Source organism: Pseudonocardia sp. 2-7, assembly GCF_056341085.1.
In genome coordinates this window covers 2,428,021-2,448,057 of sequence record NZ_CP094507.1, presented here as the reverse complement: position 1 = coordinate 2,448,057, position 20,037 = coordinate 2,428,021, and the positions used below count along the sequence as shown (strand labels likewise).

The following is a 20,037-nucleotide window of genomic DNA, read 5'->3' as shown; positions in this document are numbered from 1 at the left end:
CCCTGAGCCAGTTCCTGGTCGGCTCGACACCCGGTCTCGGGATGGGTTCTGGGACGCCTTCGTCGCCGTCACCCTCGGCGCGGTGATCCTGGAGCTGGTCTCGATCCGCGTCGGGGTCATCGGCTGCGAGGAGGGCCTGAACACCTCGCTGCTGGCCCGCTGGACCGGCTGCGGCCACGGCGGCGGCGCGCTGATCGGCGTCGCGATCGGGGGTGAGCCTCGTCGACTGGTTCGGCGTGCGGTCCGGGGTCTCGGCCGAGGGCCTGGTCACGCTGATCGGCGGGCTGCCGGTCCGGGCGTGGTCGCTGGTGTTCGGCCTGGTCGTCACCATGATCGTGCTGTGGGGCTTCGGCTCGACCGGGGTGGTACGGGTGCACCGCGGGGCGGGCGGGCCGGCCCGCACCCTCGGCGAGGCCGGGGACGCGGCCCGGCCCGAACGGGTACGCCACGTGCTCGGCGCCGACCTCGCCGACCCGGACGAGCGCCTCGCCCTGCATCGCGCGTGTCGCAGCGTGCTGTTCCACAGCTGATCGCGGCTACGGTCGGGGTATGAGCGCGGACCCGATCGGCTACGCCGAGCAGGAGGAGACGGTGCGGGCGCTGTCCCGCCACTACACGGGCGGGGCGCTGGACGTCGACGCGTTCGACGCGCGGGTGCGCCGGGCCCGGGCGGCGACGACGCGGTCGGAGCTGGCGGCCCTGTTCACCGACCTGCCCGAGCCGCACCCGGCGTCGCTCACCGGGGTGGCGCCGTCCCCGTCCGCGGCCGGCGACGACCCGGGCGGTGGTCCCGCCGGTGCGGGTCCCGCGACCACCGGTCCCACCGGCGCGGATCCCACCTCCGCAGATCCGGCCACCACCGGCGCGACCGCGCGCACCGGGACGTCCACCGGCAGCGGCTCCGCGGACGCCCACGACGACGGGCACGGCGGTGACGCCGAGCGCACCGCGCGCTTCGCGGTCCCCGGCCCGACCCGGGCCACCCCGCACCCGGATCCGTCGGGTCACCCCGCGGCGGGCCCCTACCCGGACCCGTCGCCGACGACCGCCGGTCCCCGCCCGCCATGGCCGGCCCCCGGGGCGGCCGGGTACCCGGGCGCGGGGTACCCCGGCGGGACGTACCCGTCCGGGCCGTACCCGGACGGCGGCCCCGCGGGCATGTCCCCCGCCGGCGGGCCGGCGTGGGCGGCCGGTGCGCCGGGCTGGGCGTCCGGGCAGCCGCAGCACCCGGGCGCGGCCTACCCGCCGCACCCCGGGCCCCCGTCCTACGGCTCCTACGGCTACGACCCGTCCGCGCCCTACGGCCGCGAGCCCTACTCGGGGCTGCCGTACTCGGACAAGCAGAAGATCGTGGCGGGGCTGCTGCAGCTGTTCCTGCCGTTCGGCATCGGCCGGTTCTACTCGGGCCACACCGGGCTGGCCGTTGCGCAGCTGCTGGTCACCTTCCTGACCTTCGGGATCGGTGCGATCTGGTCGTTCGTGGACGGGATCGTGGTGCTCGCCGGATCGCCCCGGGACCCGGCGGGTCGTCCGCTGCGGCCCTGACCACCGCCCGGCGCGGTCACCCGTGGGCGCCGCCGGGCGGACACCCGCCGGCCCGGCAGGCCGTCACCCGGAGACCCGGCGCGGTGACGCGTCGCCGCGGCCCGCGGTCACCCGTCGGCGCGGCGGAGGATCACTCGTCGGCGCGGCGGGCGAAGCGGAACGGGCGGTCGGCCCACTCGGCGTCGACCGGGCGCGGGTCGAACTCCCCGGCCAGCACCGCGCGGGCCGCGAGCAGCCCGGCGCAGGACACCGCGTTGACGATCTCGCCGGAGAACACCATCCCGACGGCCTCGGCGATCGGGATCCAGCGCAGCTCGAGGTCGGCCTCCTCGTCGTCGCCCAGGTCGGGGCGGGGCTTCTCGACGAGCTCGCGGGCGAGGAAGATGCGGACCGACTCGTCGGAGAACCCGGGTGAGGGCACGACGTCGAGCAGCACCGACCAGTCCGACGCCGACAGCCCGGCCTCCTCGGTCAGCTCCCGGTCGGCGGTGACCGCGGGGTCCTCCCCCGCCACGTCGAGCAGGCCGGCGGGGAGCTCCCACAGCCGTCGCCGGACGGCGTGGCGGTACTGGTGCAGCATCCGGACCCGCCCGGCCTCGTCCACCGCGACGACGGCGACCGCCCCCGGGTGCTCCAGGATCTCGCGGGTCGCGACCCGGCCGCCGGGCATGACGACGCGGTCCGACCGCAGCGCCATGACGCGGCCGGAGTAGATGTCGGTGGCCGAGCGGACCGGGAAGTCGTGCTCACCGGGGCGGGTCACCGGGTCACCGCCCGGCGGATGCGCAGTTCGATCACCCGTCGGACAGTAGTCGCCGGGCCCGGCCCGTGCGGGGCGCGCGGGCCGTGCGGGCCGCGTGCCGCGCCCGGCGGCAGGGCCCCGGGCCGCCGTGCCGGACCGGGCCACCGTCGGCGGCCCGGTCCGGTCGGGTCAGCGGGCGGAGGTGCTCTCGGCCCGGGCCACGCCGTTGCCGCCCGCGCCGACGGCGACGTCGTCGCCCTCGACCGTCTCGGCATCGTCGGCGTCGGTGTTGTCCCGGCCGGGCAGGTGCACCGGCAGCCGGTCCTCGGCCCGGTAGCGCAGCGCCGCCTTCACGAACGCCGCGAACAGCGGGTGCGGCCGGGTCGGGCGGCTCTTGAGCTCGGGGTGCGCCTGGGTCCCGACGAAGAACGGGTGCTGCGACGACGGCAGCTCCACGAACTCCACGAGCGTCCCGTCCGGGGAGGTCCCGAACACCAGGCCCGCCTCGGTGAGCTGCTGCCGGTAGGCGTTGTTCACCTCGAAGCGGTGCCGGTGCCGCTCGGAGATCTCGCGCGACCCGTAGGCCTTCGCCGCGACCGAGCCGGGCTGCAGCACCGCCGGGTAGGCGCCCAGGCGCATGGTCCCGCCCATGTCCCGCTCGCCCGCGACGACGTCGCGCTGGGTCGCCATCGTCGAGATCACCGGGTGCGCGGTCTCCGGGTCGAACTCGGTCGAGCTGGCGTCCTCCAGGCCGGCGACGGTGCGCGCGGTCTCGATGACCATGCACTGCAGGCCCAGGCACAGCCCCAGGGTGGGGATGCGCCGGGTGCGGGCGTGGGTGATGGCGCCGAGCTTGCCCTCGATCCCGCGGATGCCGAAGCCGCCGGGGACGAGCACCCCGTCGACGCCGTCGAGCGCCTCGGCCGCGCCGGCCGGGGTCTCGCAGGAGTCCGACGGCACCCAGCGGATCGCCACCTTGGCGTGGTGGGCGAAGCCGCCGGCCCGCAGCGCCTCGGTGACCGAGAGGTAGGCGTCGGGCAGGTCGACGTACTTGCCGACCAGCGCGATCGTCGCGGTCTCCCGCGGGTGGTGGACGCGGTCGAGCAGGTCGCCCCACACGGTCCAGTCGACGTCGCGGAACGGCAGCCCCAGCCGGCGCACGACGTAGGCGTCGAGGCCCTCGCCGTGCAGCACCTTCGGGATGTCGTAGATCGACGGGGCGTCCGGGCACGCGGCGACGCCGTCGAGCTCGATGTCGCACATCAGGGAGATCTTGCGCTTCATGCCCTCGGGGATCTCCCGGTCGGCACGCAGGACCACCGCGTCGGGCTGGATGCCGATGTTGCGCAGCGCCGCGACGGAGTGCTGGGTCGGCTTGGTCTTCAGCTCGCCCGACGGCGCCAGGTACGGCACCAGCGACACGTGCAGGAAGAAGCAGTTGTCCCGGCCGACCTCGTGGCGGACCTGGCGGGCGGCCTCGACGAACGGCAGCGACTCGATGTCGCCGATGGTGCCGCCGACCTCGGTGATGACGACGTCGGGGGCCAGGCCCTCGGCGTCGGGCTCGGCCATCGCGAGGACGCGGTCCTTGATCTCGTTGGTGATGTGCGGGATCACCTGGACGGTGTCGCCGAGGTACTCGCCGCGACGCTCCTTGGCGATGACCTCGGAGTAGACCTGGCCGGTGGTGACGTTGGCCCGCCCGGCGAGGTCACGGTCCAGGAACCGCTCGTAGTGGCCGACGTCGAGGTCGGTCTCGGCACCGTCCTCGGTGACGAACACCTCGCCGTGCTGGAACGGGTTCATGGTCCCGGGGTCGACGTTCAAGTAGGGGTCGAGCTTCTGCATGGTGACGCGAAGCCCGCGCGCGGTGAGCAACTGACCGAGACTGGAGGCGGTCAGGCCCTTGCCCAGCGAGGACGCGACCCCACCGGTGACGAAGAGATGACGGGTGGCGCGAGTCTGCACGGAGTTTCAGCCTACCGATCGGTCAAGGGGCGGCGGGAACCGGCCCCACCGTTCCGGCCCCGGAACCGTAGCGGCCGGTGCCTCCTGCCTGTCGTTCGGCGAGCGCGAGCACGGTCGCGACCCGCCCGGCCCCGGTACCGACGCCGTCGACGGTGGCGAGCCGGCCCACCGGACCGGCCCCGGACGAGCGGGCGGCGGCGACGGCCGAACCGTCCGCGGCGTCCCGCCCGGCCAGCACGGCTCCCGCGCCACGACGGTCGAGCTCCGCGGCCAGTGCCGCCGCGGTGGACGCCGAGGCGCCGGCGTCCACGCCGGAGTACGCGGCACCGGTGACGACGACGGCCACCCGCCCGGCCGCGGGACTGCCCTGCGGTGCCTCGGCGAAGCCGCCGCCGGCGAGCCCGGCGAGCACCGCGCCGGCCCCGTCCGGGGCGGGTGCGGGGCCGTCGGGCGGGGCCAGCAGCGCGGAGCCGAGCAGGCCCCCGGCGAGCGCACCGGCGTCGGTGGCGGTGGGGAGCTGGGCCCCCGACGGCAGCAGCCGTGCGGACAGGTCGCGCAGCTGGTCGGCGCGGGCCGGGTCGGTGACGGCCGGGGTGAGCACGACCTCCCCCGCGACGCTGCCCCCCGCGGCGACGACGAGCTCCGCGACCGCGCGCGTGTCGGCCGGGTCGGCACCGAGCGCCACGACGGTCACGGGCACCCCGGTGAGCTTCCCGCGCACCAGATCGGGTCCGACGCGGCCGGCGAACTCGTCACTGGCGTGCAGCTGCGCGGCCAGGGTGTCGCGTTCGACGCTCAGCCGGGCGGTCTCGCCCGTGTCCGTCCCCGAGGCCGCGACGTCGGCGATGCGCTGCGGCAGCCCGACGACGGCGAGGACGAACCCGGCCGCGAGGGCCAGCACGAACACCGCGACCAGGGCGATGCGGTGGTGGCGCCGCGAGATCACGCCGGGAACCATCCGGCGACCAGGGCCCGCAGGCTCTCCAGCACGCCACGCAGCCACTCCAGCACCGCGGGGCCGCCGCCGGACACGAGCACGGCGACGACGACCGCGACCACCGCGGCCGCGACGAGCAGCAGCAGCGGGGCGAACGAGGTCCGGCTCCGGTACATCTGGGCGATCATCGCGCCGTCGACGACGCTGCCCCCCGCCTGCAGCCGGGTCAGGAACGTCGAGGCGTTGCTGCCCGACCGCCCGCGGTCGAGGAACTCCCCCATCGACGCCGACAGCCCGACCGTGACGATCATCGAGGCGCCGCGGTGGTGGGCGAGCAGCAGGGCGAGGTCCTCGGGGTTGGCCATCGACGGGAACGTCACGGCGCTGGCGCCCAGGTCCTGCACACGGTGCAGCCCCGGGGCGTGCCCGTCGGGGAATGCCGGGACGACGACGTCGGCGCCGCTGGTCAGCGCCTGGTTCGACACCTCGGACGGGTCGGCGACGATGAGGTCCGGGCGGTGGCGCGCGTTGAGCAGCGCGTCCGCGCCCGCCCCGACGCCGACGAGCACCGGCCGGTACTCCTTGATGTAGGTCTTGAGCCGCTTCAGCACGGCGAGGTGCTCGAACCCGGCGGCGACGACGAGCACCGGCCGCCCGTCGAGGGCGACATCGACCTCGGGAACGCCGTGCCCGTCGAGGAGCAGCGAGCGCTCGCGGCGCATGAACTCGATGGTGTTCGCGGCGAACGCCTCGAGCTGGTGGGTCAGGCCCTGCTTGGCCTCGTCCAGGGCGTCGGCGACGGTGTCCTCGGTCTGCTCGCGGCCCTCGCACAGCGGCTGTTCGCCGGTGTAGAGCACGCCGTCGTGCAGCCGCACCCGGATGCCGTCCTTGACCGCGCGCAGGGTGTCGGGACCGCAGTCGTCGACGAGCGGGATGCCCGCCTCGACGAGCACCTGCGGGCCGAGGTTCGGGAACCGGCCGGAGATCGACGGGGCGGCGTTGACGACCGCGGCGACCCGGGCGGCGACGAGCGCGTCCGCGGTCGCCCGGTCCAGGTCGACCTGGTCGATCACGGCGATGTCGCCGGGGCGCAGGCGCCGGAGCACCGACTCGATGCGGCGGTCGGCGCGGGCCGGGCCGGTCAGGCCCGGCAGCTCCGGTCGGGAACGGTGCAGCAGGCCGGACAGCTTCATGTGGCGCACTGTGACAGGTGGGGCGTCCGTGACCACGCAGGCACGCCGCGCGAGACCGCGACGTCACCGGCCCGGACGATCCCCCGTCGCCCCCCGGGTGGCGGCGCCCGGAGCACCGCGCCGCTCACCCACAGCGACGGCAGGCCGCCCGGGCGGCCGTCGGCCGGGCCCGCTCAGCCGGCCCGGGCGACCCGGCGGCGCCGCGATGCGGCGGAGGGACGACCCGCGGCAGCGTCCGGGTCGACGCCGCGGGAGTCGGTGCCGCGGGAGTCGGTGCCGCGCGGCCCGGGGACCGCACCCTCCGCCGGCGCGGTCGCGGCGCCGGTGTCCGTGTCCTGCACGGTCCGGCCGCGCCGGGACTGCGCGCGACGCGACCGGGCCTCGGCGAGGTCCGCGGGCCGTGCCGCCGCGCGGTCGGCCTCCCGGTGCGCGGTCGCGGCGCTGAGCAGCTCCTCCGCGTGCGCGCGGCCGGTGTCGGTGTCGTCCATCCCGGCCAGCATCCGTGCCAGCTCCCCGGTGCGCTCCTCCTCGGTGAGCCGCCGCACGCTGGAGCGGGTGACCCCCGCCCCGGACGCCTTCTGCACCACGAGGTGCCGGTCGGCGTACGCAGCGACCTGCGGCAGGTGGGTGACGACGATGACCTGGTGGCGGGCCGCGAGCTGCGCGAGCCGGCGGCCGATCTCCACCGCGGCCCGGCCGCCGACGCCGGCGTCGACCTCGTCGAACACCATGGTCGGCACCGGGTCGGCCCCGGCGAGCGCGACCTCCAGGGCCAGCATGACCCGGGACAGCTCACCGCCGGAGGCGCCCTTGTGCAGCGGCTGGGCCACCGCCCCGGCGTGCGGGACGAGCCGGATCTCGACCTCGTCGACGCCGCTGGACCCGGCCTGGCAGCGCCGCCCGCCGACCTCGAGCACCGGCCCGGTGTCGGCGGCGGGCCGCGGCTGCACGCCGACCTGCAGCGTCGCGTCCTTCATGGCGAGCCCGGCGAGTTCCGCCGTGGTCGCCTCGGCCAGCCGGGACGCGGCGGCGGTGCGCGCCGCGGTGACCGCGGCGGCGTGACCGGCCAGCTCACCGGCGAGCGCGTCACGGCGGGCCGACAGCTCGGCGAGCGCCTCGTCGGAGGTGTCGAGCCCGGACAGCCGCTCGCGGGCGGTGTCCGCCCAGGCCAGCACGCCGTCGGTGTCCGCCGCGTACTTGCGGGTGAGTGCCTTGAGCTCGGCCTGGCGGGTCAGGACGCGGGACAGCAGCTCGGGGTCGGCGTCGAGCCGGTCGAGGTAGCCGCTCAGCTCGGCCGCGGCGTCGGCGAGCACCGCGATGGCCTCGGTGAGGCGCGGGCCGAGCTCCTCCAGCGCGGGGTCGCCGCTGCCCTCGGCGAGCCCCTTGGCCTGCCCGGCGAGCCCGACCGCGCCGGGAGCCTCGCCGTCGTCCGAGCCGGACAGTGCGAGGTGTGCGCTCTCGGCGGCGGCTCGCAGGTCGTCGGCCTCGGCCATCCGTCGGGCCTGCTCGACGAGCTCGCGGTCCTCACCGGGCTGCGGGTCGGCGGCCTCGATCTCGGCGAGACCGTGGCGCAGCAGGTCCGCCTCCTGGGCGAGCCGGCGGGCGTTGTCCCGTCGCTCGGCGAGCTCGGTGACCACCTGCAGCCACTCGGTGCGCACCGTCCGGTAGGCGGCCAGCGGGACCGCGACGGGGTCCCCGGCGAAGCGGTCGAGCAGGGCCCGCTGGTCGGAGCCGCGCAGCAGCCGCAGCTGGTCGTTCTGCCCGTGCACGGCGAGCTGGGTCTCGGCGAGCCTGCCCAGCACCCCGTTGGGCACCGACCGGCCGCCCAGGTGGGCCCGGGAGCGCCCGTCGGCCGACACGGTGCGGGCCGCGATCAGCGACCCGTCGTCGTCGGCCTCGGCGCCCACCTCCTCGGCAAGTTCCAGCGCCCCCGGCGAGGCCGCGAACCGGCCCTCGACGACGGCGCGGCGCGCCCCGGCCGACACCCGCGAGGACTCCGCGCGGCCACCGCCGAGGAGGTTCAGCCCGGTCACGACCATGGTCTTCCCGGCGCCGGTCTCACCGGTGAGCACGGTCAGGCCCGGGTCGAGTTCCAGGGTCGCGTCGTCGATCACGCCGAGGCCCTGGATCCGCATCTCGGACAACATGCGTGGGACCATACGTTCGAACACCGACAGCGTTCGAGCCCCGACACGCGAACGGCACCGAACGGATGTTCCCGTGCGCCGAACGGTCGATCAGGTGTTCGAACCCGGTGGCTGGGTCCGGGCCCCGCGCCAGCCCCGGACGGGCAGGTCGAACTTGCGGACGAGCCGGTCGGCGAAGGGCTGCGCGGCCAGGCGCACCATCCGCACGGGCTCCGACGCGCGGCGCAGCTCCACCCGGGCCCCGGGCGGCACCGCGACGGTGCGACGGCCGTCGCAGTCCAGCACGGCGGACGGGCCGTCGGCGGACACCTCGATCGCGACGGTGCTCTCCGGCGCGATCACCATCGGCCGGGCGAACAGGGCGTGTGCGTTGCTGGGGACCACCAGCAGTGCCTGCACCTGCGGCCAGATCAGCGGCCCGCCCGCGGAGAAGGCGTAGGCGGTCGAGCCGGTCGGGGTGGAGCAGAGCACCCCGTCGCAGCCGAAGGAGGACACCGGGCGACCGTCGACCTCGAGGACGACCTCGAGGATGCGGCCGCGGGTGGTCTTCTCGACGACGGCCTCGTTCAGCGCCCACGCCCGGCCGAGCACCTGCCCGGCGGCGGTGACGACGGCCTCGAGGGTGGTCCGTTCCTCGACCTCGTAGTCGCCGTCGGCGAGCTTCTGCAGCGCCTCGGGCAGCGTGTCCTCCTCGGCCTCGGCGAGGAAACCGACGTGGCCGAGGTTGACGCCCAGCAGGGGCACGCCGGCGTGGCGGGCGAGGTCGGCGGCGCGCAGCAGGGTGCCGTCACCGCCGAGCACCAGGACCGCCTCGGCGCCGCGGGCGCACTCGGGGCTCCCGGGGACCGGGACCGGCTCGTAGCCCGCCGGGACGTCGGGGTCCGCGGCGAGCTCGGCCCACTCGTCGGCGAGCACCCGGGTGCGCAGGCCGAGCCGCCCGAGCTCGCCCATCACGTGCAGCGCGGTCTTGCGGTTGGTGGGCCGCCCGGTGTGCAGGACCAGCAGGACCTCCCTCATGCGGGGCCGTCCGCGACCGCGGCGGCCAGCATCGGCGCGAGCTCGGGCTGCTCGGGGGCGCCGCCGGCCGGGCCGGCGGCGGGCCGGCGCAGGTGCAGGAAGTATTCCACGTTGCCCGACGGGCCGGGCAGCGGACTCGCGGTCGCGCCGAGGACGTGCAGCCCGGCTGCGGCGGCGGCGGTCGCGACCCCGTGCAGCGCCTCGGTGCGCAGGCCCGGGTCCCGTACGACCCCGCCGGAGCCGAGTCGGTCCTTCCCGACCTCGAACTGTGGTTTCACCATGGGCAGCAGGTCGCCTCCGGGCGCGGTGCAGGCGGCGAGGGCCGGCAGCACGGTGCGCAGCGAGATGAACGACAGGTCGGCGACGGTCAGGTCGACCGTCCCGCCGATCTGCTCCGGTTCGAGGGCCCGGACGTTGGTGCGGTCGTGCACGTGGACGCGCTCGTCGGACTGCAGCCGCCACACCAGCTGGCCGTACCCGACGTCGACGGCGACGACCTCGGCCGCCCCGCGGGTGAGCAGCACGTCGGTGAAGCCGCCGGTGGAGGCGCCGGCGTCGAGGCAGCGCCGCCCGGCGGGGTCGACGTCGGTGAACGCGTCGAGGGCGCCGAGCAGCTTCTTGGCACCGCGGGAGGCCCAGTCGGGTTCGCCGTCGTCGTCCGGGCGGACGAGGACGGGTGCGTCCCGGTCCACGACGGTGGCGGGCTTCGCCGCCGGCATGCCGTTGACGACGACCCGGCCTGCGGCGATCAGCTCGGCGGCCTGGCCGCGGGAGCGGGCGAGCTTGCGGCGGACGAGCTCGGCGTCCAGCCGGGCGCGGGTGGGGCCCATCGTCACTCCCGTTCCGAGCCGGCGCTCAGCGCGCGGCCGAGCGCGGCGTGCACCCGCTCGAACGCGGCCGGGTGCTCGGAGACCGGACGGTCGTCCAGCGCGTCGAGCGCCGCGACGGCCGCGTCGACCTCGGCACGCAGGGCCGCGACGGGGCGGTCCTGCTCGGGCCGCGGGTCGCCCGGACGGGGTCCGGGTGCGGGAACGCTCATGGATGATCTCCGGGGACGGGGTTCTGACGCCACGGTAGCCGACGGTCCCCACCGCGGCCGCGACGCGGCGTCACCGCCCTGGCCGCTCCGCCAGGCCGAGGTCCGCCAGTGCCGCGGCGGCGGCCGCACCGTCGGGGCGGACGTCGTGGACGCCCTGCTCCCAGGCCACCGCGCACAGGGCACGCAGCGCGTCCACCGTGGGTTCGGGCCCGTCCCCGTCGCCGGACAGCACGAGCGTGCCGCTGTCGGCGCGGACGTCCCAGCCGGGCCGCGGTCCGGGGGCCAGCTCGTCCGGTGGGCGGGTGAGCGCGGCGAGGTCGGCGCCGATGTGGGTGGGCCGCACCTCCGGGGCGGCGGCGAGCAGCTCCGCGGCGCCGCTGACCCCGGTCAGGACCATCAGCGACGGGGCGCCCATGGCGTTGGCACCCTCGATGTCGGTGTCGAGGCGGTCCCCGATGACGAGCGGGGCCCGCGCGTCGCCGCACCCCTCGCGGAGCAGCCGGGCGGCGGGCTTGCCCGCCACCTGCGGCCGCGCCCCGGTCGCCGTCCGCACGACCTGGACCATCGAGCCGTTGCCGGGCAGCGCCCCGCGCTCGGTGGGCAGTGTGGGATCGACGTTGGAGGCGACCCACAGTGCTCCGGCCCGGACGGCGACGACCGCCTCGGCCAGGATCCGCCACCCGGTGTCGGGCGAGTGCCCCTGGACGACGGCGTCCGCGCCCTCGGCGTCACCGACGACGGCGAGCCCGCGGGCCCGGACCTCGTCGGCCAGCGCCGACGTGCCGACGACCAGCACCCGCGCACCCGGCGGGAGCTGCTCGGCCAGCATCGCGGCCGCGGCCTGTGAGCTGGTGCGGACGTCCTCGACGCGCGCCGGGAAGCCGAGCTCGGCGAGGTGCGCCGCGACGTCGGCGGGGCTGCGCGAGGCGTTGTTGGTGACGTACACCGTGGGCACGCCGCGGTCCGCCGCCCCGCGCACCGCCTCGACGGCCCCCGGGACGACCTCGGGGCCCCGGTAGAGGGTGCCGTCGAGGTCGGCCAGGAGGACGTCGTGGCGGGACAGGAGGTCGTCGGTCACCGGTCGCCGGCCCCGGTGTCCCGGCCCTGCTGGTGGTTCGTGGCGGGAGCCGCACCGGAGGCGTCCTGCTCCTCGGCCACGGCGCCTCCGTCGGTCGCGTCGGTGTCGCCGCGGACCTCGTCGGTCCCGTCGGTGTCGGTCCCGTCGGTGTCGGTCCCGTCGGTGTCGGTCCCGTCGGCGCTCGGGGCGTCGGCCCCGGACGCGTCGTCGGCGCCGGGGTCGCCGATCGCGCCGGCGTGGTCGTCGGCGTCGATCCGGCCGGACGGCGCCGGGGCGTCGGTGTGCGGCGCCTCGGTGTGGTCGTCGGCGGCCGGGGGCACGTCCTCCCAGCCGACGGAGAGCTCGTCGTCGGCGCCCTCGAGCTCGTCACCGGTCAGCTCGGCGATCCGCGCGGCGGCGTCGGTCTCCCGGTGCTGGTCGGCGTCGTGGGCGTGGACGAACCACTGCACGGCCTCCGACTCCCGGCCCGCGGCGAGCAGGTTGTCGGCGTAGGCGTAGAACAGCCGGGCGCTCCACGGATCGCGGCGGACCGGGTCGAGCTCGGGGACCTGGAGCCCGACGACGGCGGCGTCGGCCTCGCCCAGGTCGCGCCGGGCTCCCGCGGCGACGATGAGCAGCTCGATCCGCTCCTCGTGGCCGAGGTCGCGGGCCTCCGGGCTGCGGGCCAGGTCGAGAGCACGCTCGGGACGGCCGAGGGCGCGCTCGATGTCGGCCATGACGTGCACGTGCCCCGGTCCGCCGCCCATCCGGCGGGCGGCGCGGAACTCGCCGAGGGCCTCGTTCCACTCCCCCGCGTGGTAGGCGACGATGCCGGCGGCCTCCCGGACGACGGCGATCCGCGACGCCCGGCGCCGCGCGTAGCGCACGTGTTCGAGCGCCTGCACGGCGTCCTCGTCGACGAGCAGCCCCGCGGCGACGAGGTGCCGCGCCACGACCTCGGCGGTCTCCTTCTGGAGGCCGCGCAGGTCCCGGCGCACGCTCGGGTCGAGCTCGGCGGCCGTCACCGAGTCCGGCAGGTCCGGCTCGGCGACGAAGGTCCGCTCGGCCGACTCCGGGATCGCCCGTCGCGGACGGGCGTCGCGGTCACGGCGGTCGTCGCGGCCACGGTCGTTCCGGCCACGGTCGTCGCGCCTGCGGTCGTCACGGTCGTCGCGCCTGCGGTCGTCACGGCCGGAGCGCGGGCCCCGGTCGTCCCGGCCGCCACGCGGGCCACGGTCGTCACGCTCCCGGCGCGGGCCACGGTCGTCACGGTCACGGAGCGGGCGACGCTCGTCGCGCCCGACGAGACGCTCGGCACGGTCGGTGCGCGGACCGTCGACGGTGTCGCCGCCCGATCCGGTCGTGCCCGGGGCGGTCCCGGCGCGGTCGACGGCGTCGGCCCCGGTACCGGCCCCGCGGGCGTCGGTCACGGGGGTGTCGGTCCGGTCCCCGCTGCCGGACCGGGGGCCGTCGGGCGCGGTGCTGCCCGTGCCGACCGCGTCGTCGGTGGGCTCGTCGCGGGTGACCGGCACGTCGGCCGCCTCCACGGGCGGGGTCTCGGGAACCCGGACCGCGGTGTCGGAGGCGGTTGCGCCGGTCGACGTGGCCGCCTCCCGTGTGTCGGTCGTCGACGGCGTCACGGCAGGCGCGTCACCGGCCGGCTCGGCCTGCACCGCGGCCGGCTGCGCGACGTCCCGGGGCTCGACGGCCGCAGACCGCTCGGCCGGGCGGTCGTGCGACGGGCGCTCCTCGCGGGCGCGGTACGGGCGGTCGTCCCGGTCCCGGGACGAGCTGCGCCGGTCGTCGCGATCGCGCGGCGCGCGGTCGTCACGGTTCCGGTGGGGACGGGCGCCACGGTCGTCGTCGCGCTGCGGACGGGGGCCACGGTCGTCACGACCACCGAAAGAACGGCCGCCACGGTCGTCACGGTCCCGGGACGGCCGACCGGCCCGGTCGTCGCGATCACGGAACGAACGGCCACCGCGGTCGTCGTCGCGCTGCGGACGGGCGCCACGCTCGTCGCGGTCCCGGAAGGAACGGGCACCGCGGTCGCCGGACGGACGTCCCCCGCGGTCGTCACGGTCGCGGAACAAACGGCCACCGCGGTCGTCGTCGCGCTGCGGACGGGCGCCACGGTCGTCACGGCCACCGAAGGAACGGCCGGCGCGGTCGTCACGGTCGCGGAAGGAGCGGGCACCACGGTCGTCACGGTCCCCGGAGGGCCGACCGCCACGGTCGTCACCGCCACGGAACGGACGGCTGCCCCGGTCGTCACTGCCCCGGGCGGGACGGCGGTCGTCTCGGCCGCCGAAGGAGCGACCGTCACGGCCCCCGGACGGACGCTCCCCGCGGTCGTCGCGACCGGGGAAGGAACGCCCGCCACGGTCCTCGCGACCGGAGAACGAGCGGCCACCACGGTCGTCACGGCCGGAGGAGGGACGACCGGCGCGGTCGTCGCGGTCCCGGTACGAGCGCCCGCCGCGGTCGTCGTCGCGCTGCGGACGGGGGCCACGGTCGTCACGGTCACGGTAGGGACGGCGGTCGTCACGGCCCCCGGAGGGCCGGCCACCGCGGTCGTCGCGGCCACCCCGGAACGAGTCACGCCGGCCGGTGCCGCCGGAACGGCGGTCGTCGTCGCGGGCGGGACGACGGTCGTCGTCACGACGCGGCCCGCGGTCGGAGCGGTCGTCGCCGCGGAAGCCGCTGTCGCGCCGGCCGGTGTCGCGTCCACCCCGGTCGGACCAGGAGCGGCCCTCGGTGCGGCGCTCGCCCGGACGTCCCCGGTCGTCGCGCGCACGGTCGCCGCCGCCACGGGTGCCCCGGTCGTCGCGACGCGTGCGGTCGTCGCCGTCGCGGCGCCGTCCCCGCTGGTCGTCACCACGCGACCATCCCGACCCGCTGCGCGAACCGCGCTCCTCGCCTGCCCGGCCGTTGCCGGGACGTTCCCCGTCCGTCACGTGGTCAGGGTACAAACCAACACCGTCACTTCCGCGGTCGGCGACCGCACTGGGCGAACCGGTCCGCGCAGAGAGGCGGACACGGCTGCAGACATACGAAAAAAGGGGAGTCCACAGCGGCTTCTACACCGTTGCGGACTCCCCTTTCAGAGGTTGAATGTCGGCGGCGACCTACTCTCCCACACCCTGGCGAGTGCAGTACCATCGGCGCTGGAAGGCTTAGCTACCGGGTTCGGAATGGGACCGGGCGTTTCCCTACCGCAATGACCACCGACAACACTATCCAACTATCACCCCACCCCGAAACCGGGACAGGGGTCGAGCACACACACCGACTCCACACCGGCCCGGGCATACCCGGGGACAGTGTGGATGGTTGTGGACTCAGGGTCACACAGTGGATGCGAACAACTCGTTGTGGCAAGCCCTCGGCCTATTAGTACCGGTCAACTCCACCCCTCACAGGGCTTCCATCTCCGGCCTATCAACCCAGTCATCTACTGGGAGCCTTACCCACTCGAAGGTGGTGGGAGACCTCATCTTGGAACAGGCTTCCCGCTTAGATGCCTTCAGCGGTTATCCCTCCCGAACATAGCCAACCAGCCGTGCCCCTGGCGGGACAACTGGCACACCAGAGGTTCGTCCGTCCCGGTCCTCTCGTACTAGGGACAGCCTTCCTCAAGTCTCCAACGCGCGCGGCGGATAGGGACCGAACTGTCTCACGACGTTCTAAACCCAGCTCGCGTACCGCTTTAATGGGCGAACAGCCCAACCCTTGGGACCTACTCCAGCCCCAGGATGCGACGAGCCGACATCGAGGTGCCAAACCATGCCGTCGATATGGACTCTTGGGCAAGATCAGCCTGTTATCCCCGGGGTACCTTTTATCCGTTGAGCGACACCCCTTCCACAAGGTGGTGCCGGATCACTAGTCCCGACTTTCGTCCCTGCTCGACCCGTCAGTCTCACAGTCAAGCTCCCTTGTGCACTTACACTCAACACCTGATTGCCAACCAGGCTGAGGGAACCTTTGGGCGCCTCCGTTACTCTTTGGGAGGCAACCGCCCCAGTTAAACTACCCACCAGGCACTGTCCCTGAACCAGATCATGGCCCGAGGTTAAGACACCCAATTCGACCAGAGTGGTATTTCAACAACGACTCCACCACCACTGGCGTGGCGATTTCACAGTCTCCCACCTATCCTACACAAGCCGAACCGAGCACCAATACCAAGCTATAGTAAAGGTCCCGGGGTCTTTCCGTCCTGCCGCGCGTAACGAGCATCTTTACTCGTAGTGCAATTTCGCCGAGTCTGTGGTCGAGACAGCGCCCAAGTCGTTACGCCATTCGTGCAGGTCGGAACTTACCCGACAAGGAATTTCGCTACCTTAGGATGGTTATAGTTACCACCGCCGTTTACTGGCGCTTAAATTCTCCGCTTCGCCCCGAAGAGCTAACAGGTCCTCTTAACGTTCCAGCACCGGGCAGGCGTCAGTCCGTATACATCGTCTTGCGACTTCGCACGGACCTGTGTTTTTAGTAAACAGTCGCTTGGGCCTGGTCTCTGCGACCGGCCGTCCCTAGCCCGCAAGGAGCCTCAAGACAACCGGCCCTCCTTCTCCCGAAGTTACGGAGGTATTTTGCCGAATTCCTTAACCACAGTTCGCTCGATCGCCTCGGTATTCTCTACCTGACCACCTGTGTCGGTTTGGGGTACGGGCCGCAACAGCACTCGCTAGAGGCTTTTCTCGACAGCATGGGATCACCCTCTTCGCCTCAATCGGCTACGCATCACCTCTCACCCTTAAATGAGCCCCGGATTTACCTAGGACTCGGGCTACAGGCTTACACCACGACAACCACCGCGTGGCGGAGCTACCCTCCTGCGTCACCCCATCACTTGCCTACTACCAGATCGGATCCCACGCTCCCCCACAAACAACACTCCCGAAGGAACGAAGGTGGGTTCGGATGGTTAGCATCACCAGCCTCGGCATGGACGCACTATCACGAGCACGGGAATATCAACCCGTTGTCCATCGACTACGCCTGACGGCCTCGCCTTAGGTCCCGGCTCACCCTGGGCGGAACAACCTGGCCCAGGAACCCTTGGTCATCCGGCGGCAGAGATTCTCACTCTGCATTCGCTACTCATGCCTGCATTCTCACTCCCACACCCTCCACCCGTAAATCACTCCCGGGCTTCACCAGATGCAGGACGCTCCCCTACCCAACAACACCTAAGTGTCATTGCCACGGCTTCGGCGGTGCGCTTGAGCCCCGCTACATTGTCGGCGCAGGACCACTTGACCAGTGAGCTATTACGCACTCTTTCAAGGGTGGCTGCTTCTAAGCCAACCTCCTGGTTGTCCGGGCGATCCCACATCCTTTCCCACTTAGCGCACGCTTAGGGGCCTTAGCCGGTGATCTGGGCTGTTTCCCTCTCGACCACGAAGCTTATCCCCCGCAGTCTCACTGCCGCGCTCTCACTCACCGGCATTCGGAGTTTGGCTGACTTCGGTAAGCTTGTCGGCCCCCTAGGCCATCCAGTGCTCTACCTCCGGTGAGAAACACACGACGCTGCACCTAAATGCATTTCGGGGAGAACCAGCTATCACGAAGTTTGATTGGCCTTTCACCCCTACCCACAGCTCATCCCCCAGGTTTTCAACCCTGGTGGGTTCGGGCCTCCACGACGTCTTACCGACGCTTCACCCTGGCCATGGGTAGATCACTCCGCTTCGGGTCTACACCCCGCGACTCAGACGCCCTATTCGGACTCGCTTTCGCTACGGCTACCCCACACAGGTTAACCTCGCCACGAAGCATAACTCGCAGGCTCATTCTTCAAAAGGCACGCCATCACCCCGAAAGGCTCTGACGGCTTGTAAGCACACGGTTTCAGGTACTATTTCACTCCCCTCCCGGGGTACTTTTCACCTTTCCCTCACGGTACTTGTCCGCTATCGGTCATCAGGTAGTATTTAGGCTTGACGGGTGGTCCCGCCAGATTCACAGCGAATTTCACGGGCTCGCTGCTACTCGAGAACACGCCCACAACAGAACCCAGTGTTTTCGCGTACGGGGCTATCACCCACTACGGCCGACCATCCCAGAGTCGTTCCGCTAACACAGGCACTTGCTGTCCCACCCTCGGCAGAAGATGAACGACACGTCTCACAACCCCGCACCCGCAACGCCTGCCGGCTTGACACGGACACGGTTTAGCCTCTTCCGCTTTCGCTCGCCACTACTCACGGAATCACTATTGTTTTCTCTTCCTGTGGGTACTGAGATGTTTCACTTCCCCACGTTCCCTCCACGCACCCTATGAATTCAGGTACGGGTAACGCCCCATGACGGGCGCTGGGTTTCCCCATTCGGACACCCTCGGATCACAGCTCGGTTGACAGCTCCCCGAGGCCTATCGCGGCCTCCCACGTCCTTCATCGGCTCCTGATGCCCAGGCATCCACCATGTGCTCTTAACAACTTGACCACAACAAGATGCTCGCATCCACTATGCAACACTCAACCCACAACCACACCAGACCAAGAAACAACCACCACCCACACACGCAGGCGTTAGGAAGCTCTCAACCAGAGCGGCCAAAGAAAACAACCCCAGCTCCGAAGAACCACAGGATGTCCTCTCAGGACCCAACAGTGTGCCAAGCCAAACGGTCCGACGTACTGCGTTCCACCCAACGCACCCGACCCACGAACGAGGCCGCAAATGCGATTCAATGAAGGAACCACAGACTCACCATGAGCACAACTCACAGAGCATCGTGGCGCCCCATCACATGATGGGACTCCTTAGAAAGGAGGTGATCCAGCCGCACCTTCCGGTACGGCTACCTTGTTACGACTTCGTCCCAATCGCCAGTCCCACCTTCGACAGCTCCCTCCACAAGGGTTGGGCCGCCGGCTTCGGGTGTTACCAACTTTCGTGACGTGACGGGCGGTGTGTACAAGGCCCGGGAACGTATTCACCGCAGCGTTGCTGATCTGCGATTACTAGCGACTCCAACTTCACGGGGTCGAGTTGCAGACCCCGATCCGAACTGAGACTCACTTTAAGGGATTCGCTCCACCTCACGGTCTCGCAGCCCTCTGTATGAGCCATTGTAGCATGTGTGAAGCCCTGGACATAAGGGGCATGATGACTTGACGTCATCCCCACCTTCCTCCGAGTTGACCCCGGCAGTCTCCCATGAGTCCCCACCATTACGTGCTGGCAACATGGAACAAGGGTTGCGCTCGTTGCGGGACTTAACCCAACATCTCACGACACGAGCTGACGACAGCCATGCACCACCTGCACACCAACCACAAGGGAAGCCCTATCTCTAGGGATGTCTGGTGCATGTCAAACCCAGGTAAGGTTCTTCGCGTTGCATCGAATTAATCCACATGCTCCGCCGCTTGTGCGGGCCCCCGTCAATTCCTTTGAGTTTTAGCCTTGCGGCCGTACTCCCCAGGCGGGGCGCTTAATGCGTTAGCTGCGGCACAGAAACCGTGGAATGGTCCCCACACCTAGCGCCCAACGTTTACGGCGTGGACTACCAGGGTATCTAATCCTGTTCGCTCCCCACGCTTTCGCTCCTCAGCGTCAGTATCGGCCCAGAGACCCGCCTTCGCCACCGGTGTTCCTCCTGATATCTGCGCATTTCACCGCTACACCAGGAATTCCAGTCTCCCCTGCCGAACTCAAGTGATGCCCGTATCGACCGCACGCTCAGAGTTAAGCCCCAAGTTTTCACGGCCGACGCGACACACCGCCTACGAGCTCTTTACGCCCAATAATTCCGGACAACGCTCGCACCCTACGTGTTACCGCGGCTGCTGGCACGTAGTTGGCCGGTGCTTCTTCTCCAGGTACCGTCAATCGCTCTTCGTCCCTGGCGAAAGAGGTTTACAACCCGAAGGCCGTCATCCCCCACGCGGCGTCGCTGCGTCAGGCTTCCGCCCATTGCGCAATATTCCCCACTGCTGCCTCCCGTAGGAGTCTGGGCCGTGTCTCAGTCCCAGTGTGGCCGGTCGCCCTCTCAGGCCGGCTACCCGTCACCGCCTTGGTAGGCCATCACCCCACCAACAAGCTGATAGGCCGCGGGCCCATCCCCCACCGAAAAAACTTTCCACCACCAACCATGCGATCAGTGGTCCTATCCGGTATTAGACCCAGTTTCCCGGGCTTATCCCAGAGTGGAGGGCAGGTCACCCACGTGTTACTCACCCGTTCGCCGCTCGTGTACCCCCGAAAGGGCCTTACCGCTCGACTTGCATGTGTTAAGCACGCCGCCAGCGTTCGTCCTGAGCCAGGATCAAACTCTCCAACAAAACCCTGACTTGCAACAAACAACTAGCCACAACACCCGACGGGATCGAATGCTGCAACCAAACAAACAATTTGGCACAAAACGCCAAACCGA

At 71.8% G+C, this 20,037-nt stretch carries 12 protein-coding genes, 3 rRNA genes and 1 pseudogene; 2 read left to right on the top strand and 14 right to left on the bottom strand.

Annotation, left to right across the window (positions count from 1 at the left end; translation table 11 throughout):
* Window positions 1-212: 212 nt before the first annotated feature.
* Window positions 213-530, top strand: coding sequence for a hypothetical protein (locus MTO91_RS11985; RefSeq protein ID WP_208823957.1), 318 nt, complete (start codon window positions 213-215; stop codon window positions 528-530).
* A gap of 19 nt (window positions 531-549) precedes the next feature.
* Window positions 550-1,545, top strand: coding sequence for a DUF1707 domain-containing protein (locus MTO91_RS11980; RefSeq protein ID WP_476654514.1), 996 nt, complete (start codon window positions 550-552; stop codon window positions 1,543-1,545).
* A gap of 130 nt (window positions 1,546-1,675) precedes the next feature.
* Here MTO91_RS11980 and MTO91_RS11975 read toward each other — a convergent pair whose 3' ends face one another.
* The 14 genes and pseudogenes from MTO91_RS11975 to MTO91_RS11910 all read right to left on the bottom strand — a co-directional run bounded on the left by MTO91_RS11975 (window position 1,676) and on the right by MTO91_RS11910 (window position 19,945).
* Complete coding sequence (locus tag MTO91_RS11975; protein WP_073575225.1) at window positions 1,676-2,308, bottom strand: NUDIX domain-containing protein; 633 nt, start codon at window positions 2,306-2,308, stop codon at window positions 1,676-1,678.
* A 168-nt stretch (window positions 2,309-2,476) separates the two neighbouring features.
* Window positions 2,477-4,255 carry a CTP synthase gene (locus MTO91_RS11970; protein ID WP_083474023.1) on the bottom strand — a complete coding sequence of 593 codons (1,779 nt, stop codon included), beginning with the start codon at window positions 4,253-4,255 and terminating at the stop codon, window positions 2,477-2,479.
* Between the two features lie 22 nt (window positions 4,256-4,277).
* The gene (locus MTO91_RS11965) at window positions 4,278-5,201 is read right to left on the bottom strand and encodes a copper transporter (protein WP_346105041.1); all 924 of its coding nucleotides are present in this window, start codon (window positions 5,199-5,201) and stop codon (window positions 4,278-4,280) included.
* Entirely contained in the window at window positions 5,198-6,385 is a 1,188-nt protein-coding gene (steA, locus tag MTO91_RS11960) for a putative cytokinetic ring protein SteA (protein ID WP_073575228.1), read from the bottom strand. The genes MTO91_RS11965 and steA overlap by 4 nt, the downstream gene beginning before the upstream one ends.
* Before the next feature lie 173 nt (window positions 6,386-6,558).
* Window positions 6,559-8,532, bottom strand: coding sequence for a DNA repair protein RecN (recN, locus tag MTO91_RS11955; RefSeq protein ID WP_476654513.1), 1,974 nt, complete (start codon window positions 8,530-8,532; stop codon window positions 6,559-6,561).
* A 90-nt stretch (window positions 8,533-8,622) separates the two neighbouring features.
* Window positions 8,623-9,549, bottom strand: coding sequence for an NAD kinase (locus MTO91_RS11950; RefSeq protein ID WP_476654512.1), 927 nt, complete (start codon window positions 9,547-9,549; stop codon window positions 8,623-8,625).
* Window positions 9,546-10,379 carry a TlyA family RNA methyltransferase gene (locus tag MTO91_RS11945; protein ID WP_251787150.1) on the bottom strand — a complete coding sequence of 278 codons (834 nt, stop codon included), beginning with the start codon at window positions 10,377-10,379 and terminating at the stop codon, window positions 9,546-9,548. The genes MTO91_RS11950 and MTO91_RS11945 overlap by 4 nt, the downstream gene beginning before the upstream one ends.
* Window positions 10,380-10,381: 2 nt before the next feature.
* The gene (locus MTO91_RS11940) at window positions 10,382-10,588 is read right to left on the bottom strand and encodes a hypothetical protein (RefSeq protein ID WP_062402852.1); all 207 of its coding nucleotides are present in this window, start codon (window positions 10,586-10,588) and stop codon (window positions 10,382-10,384) included.
* Between the two features lie 70 nt (window positions 10,589-10,658).
* Window positions 10,659-11,666 carry an HAD-IIA family hydrolase gene (locus tag MTO91_RS11935; RefSeq protein WP_405417480.1) on the bottom strand — a complete coding sequence of 336 codons (1,008 nt, stop codon included), beginning with the start codon at window positions 11,664-11,666 and terminating at the stop codon, window positions 10,659-10,661.
* Window positions 11,663-13,192 carry a hypothetical protein gene (locus MTO91_RS11930; RefSeq protein WP_476655002.1) on the bottom strand — a complete coding sequence of 510 codons (1,530 nt, stop codon included), beginning with the start codon at window positions 13,190-13,192 and terminating at the stop codon, window positions 11,663-11,665. The genes MTO91_RS11935 and MTO91_RS11930 overlap by 4 nt, the downstream gene beginning before the upstream one ends.
* A gap of 180 nt (window positions 13,193-13,372) precedes the next feature.
* A pseudogene (locus MTO91_RS11925) lies at window positions 13,373-14,602 on the bottom strand (hypothetical protein); the annotation flags it as partial.
* 158 nt (window positions 14,603-14,760) lie between these two features.
* Window positions 14,761-14,877: ribosomal RNA gene (gene rrf / locus MTO91_RS11920) — 5S ribosomal RNA — on the bottom strand.
* 141 nt (window positions 14,878-15,018) lie between these two features.
* A 23S ribosomal RNA gene (locus tag MTO91_RS11915) occupies window positions 15,019-18,101 on the bottom strand.
* 324 nt (window positions 18,102-18,425) lie between these two features.
* A 16S ribosomal RNA gene (locus MTO91_RS11910) occupies window positions 18,426-19,945 on the bottom strand.
* The 16S, 23S and 5S rRNA genes sit together here, the layout of an rRNA operon.
* Window positions 19,946-20,037 lie beyond the last annotated feature (92 nt).

Bases quoted from the DNA above. Each gene is read 5' to 3' on its own strand.
- MTO91_RS11980 (WP_476654514.1), top strand. From the start codon at position 550: ATGAGCGCGGACCCGATCGGCTACGCCGAGCAGGAGGAGACGGTGCGG.
- steA (WP_073575228.1), bottom strand. From the start codon at position 6,385: ATGAAGCTGTCCGGCCTGCTGCACCGTTCCCGACCGGAGCTGCCGGGC.
- recN (WP_476654513.1), bottom strand. From the start codon at position 8,532: ATGTTGTCCGAGATGCGGATCCAGGGCCTCGGCGTGATCGACGACGCG.
- MTO91_RS11950 (WP_476654512.1), bottom strand. From the start codon at position 9,549: ATGAGGGAGGTCCTGCTGGTCCTGCACACCGGGCGGCCCACCAACCGC.
- MTO91_RS11945 (WP_251787150.1), bottom strand. From the start codon at position 10,379: ATGGGCCCCACCCGCGCCCGGCTGGACGCCGAGCTCGTCCGCCGCAAG.
- MTO91_RS11940 (WP_062402852.1), bottom strand. From the start codon at position 10,588: ATGAGCGTTCCCGCACCCGGACCCCGTCCGGGCGACCCGCGGCCCGAG.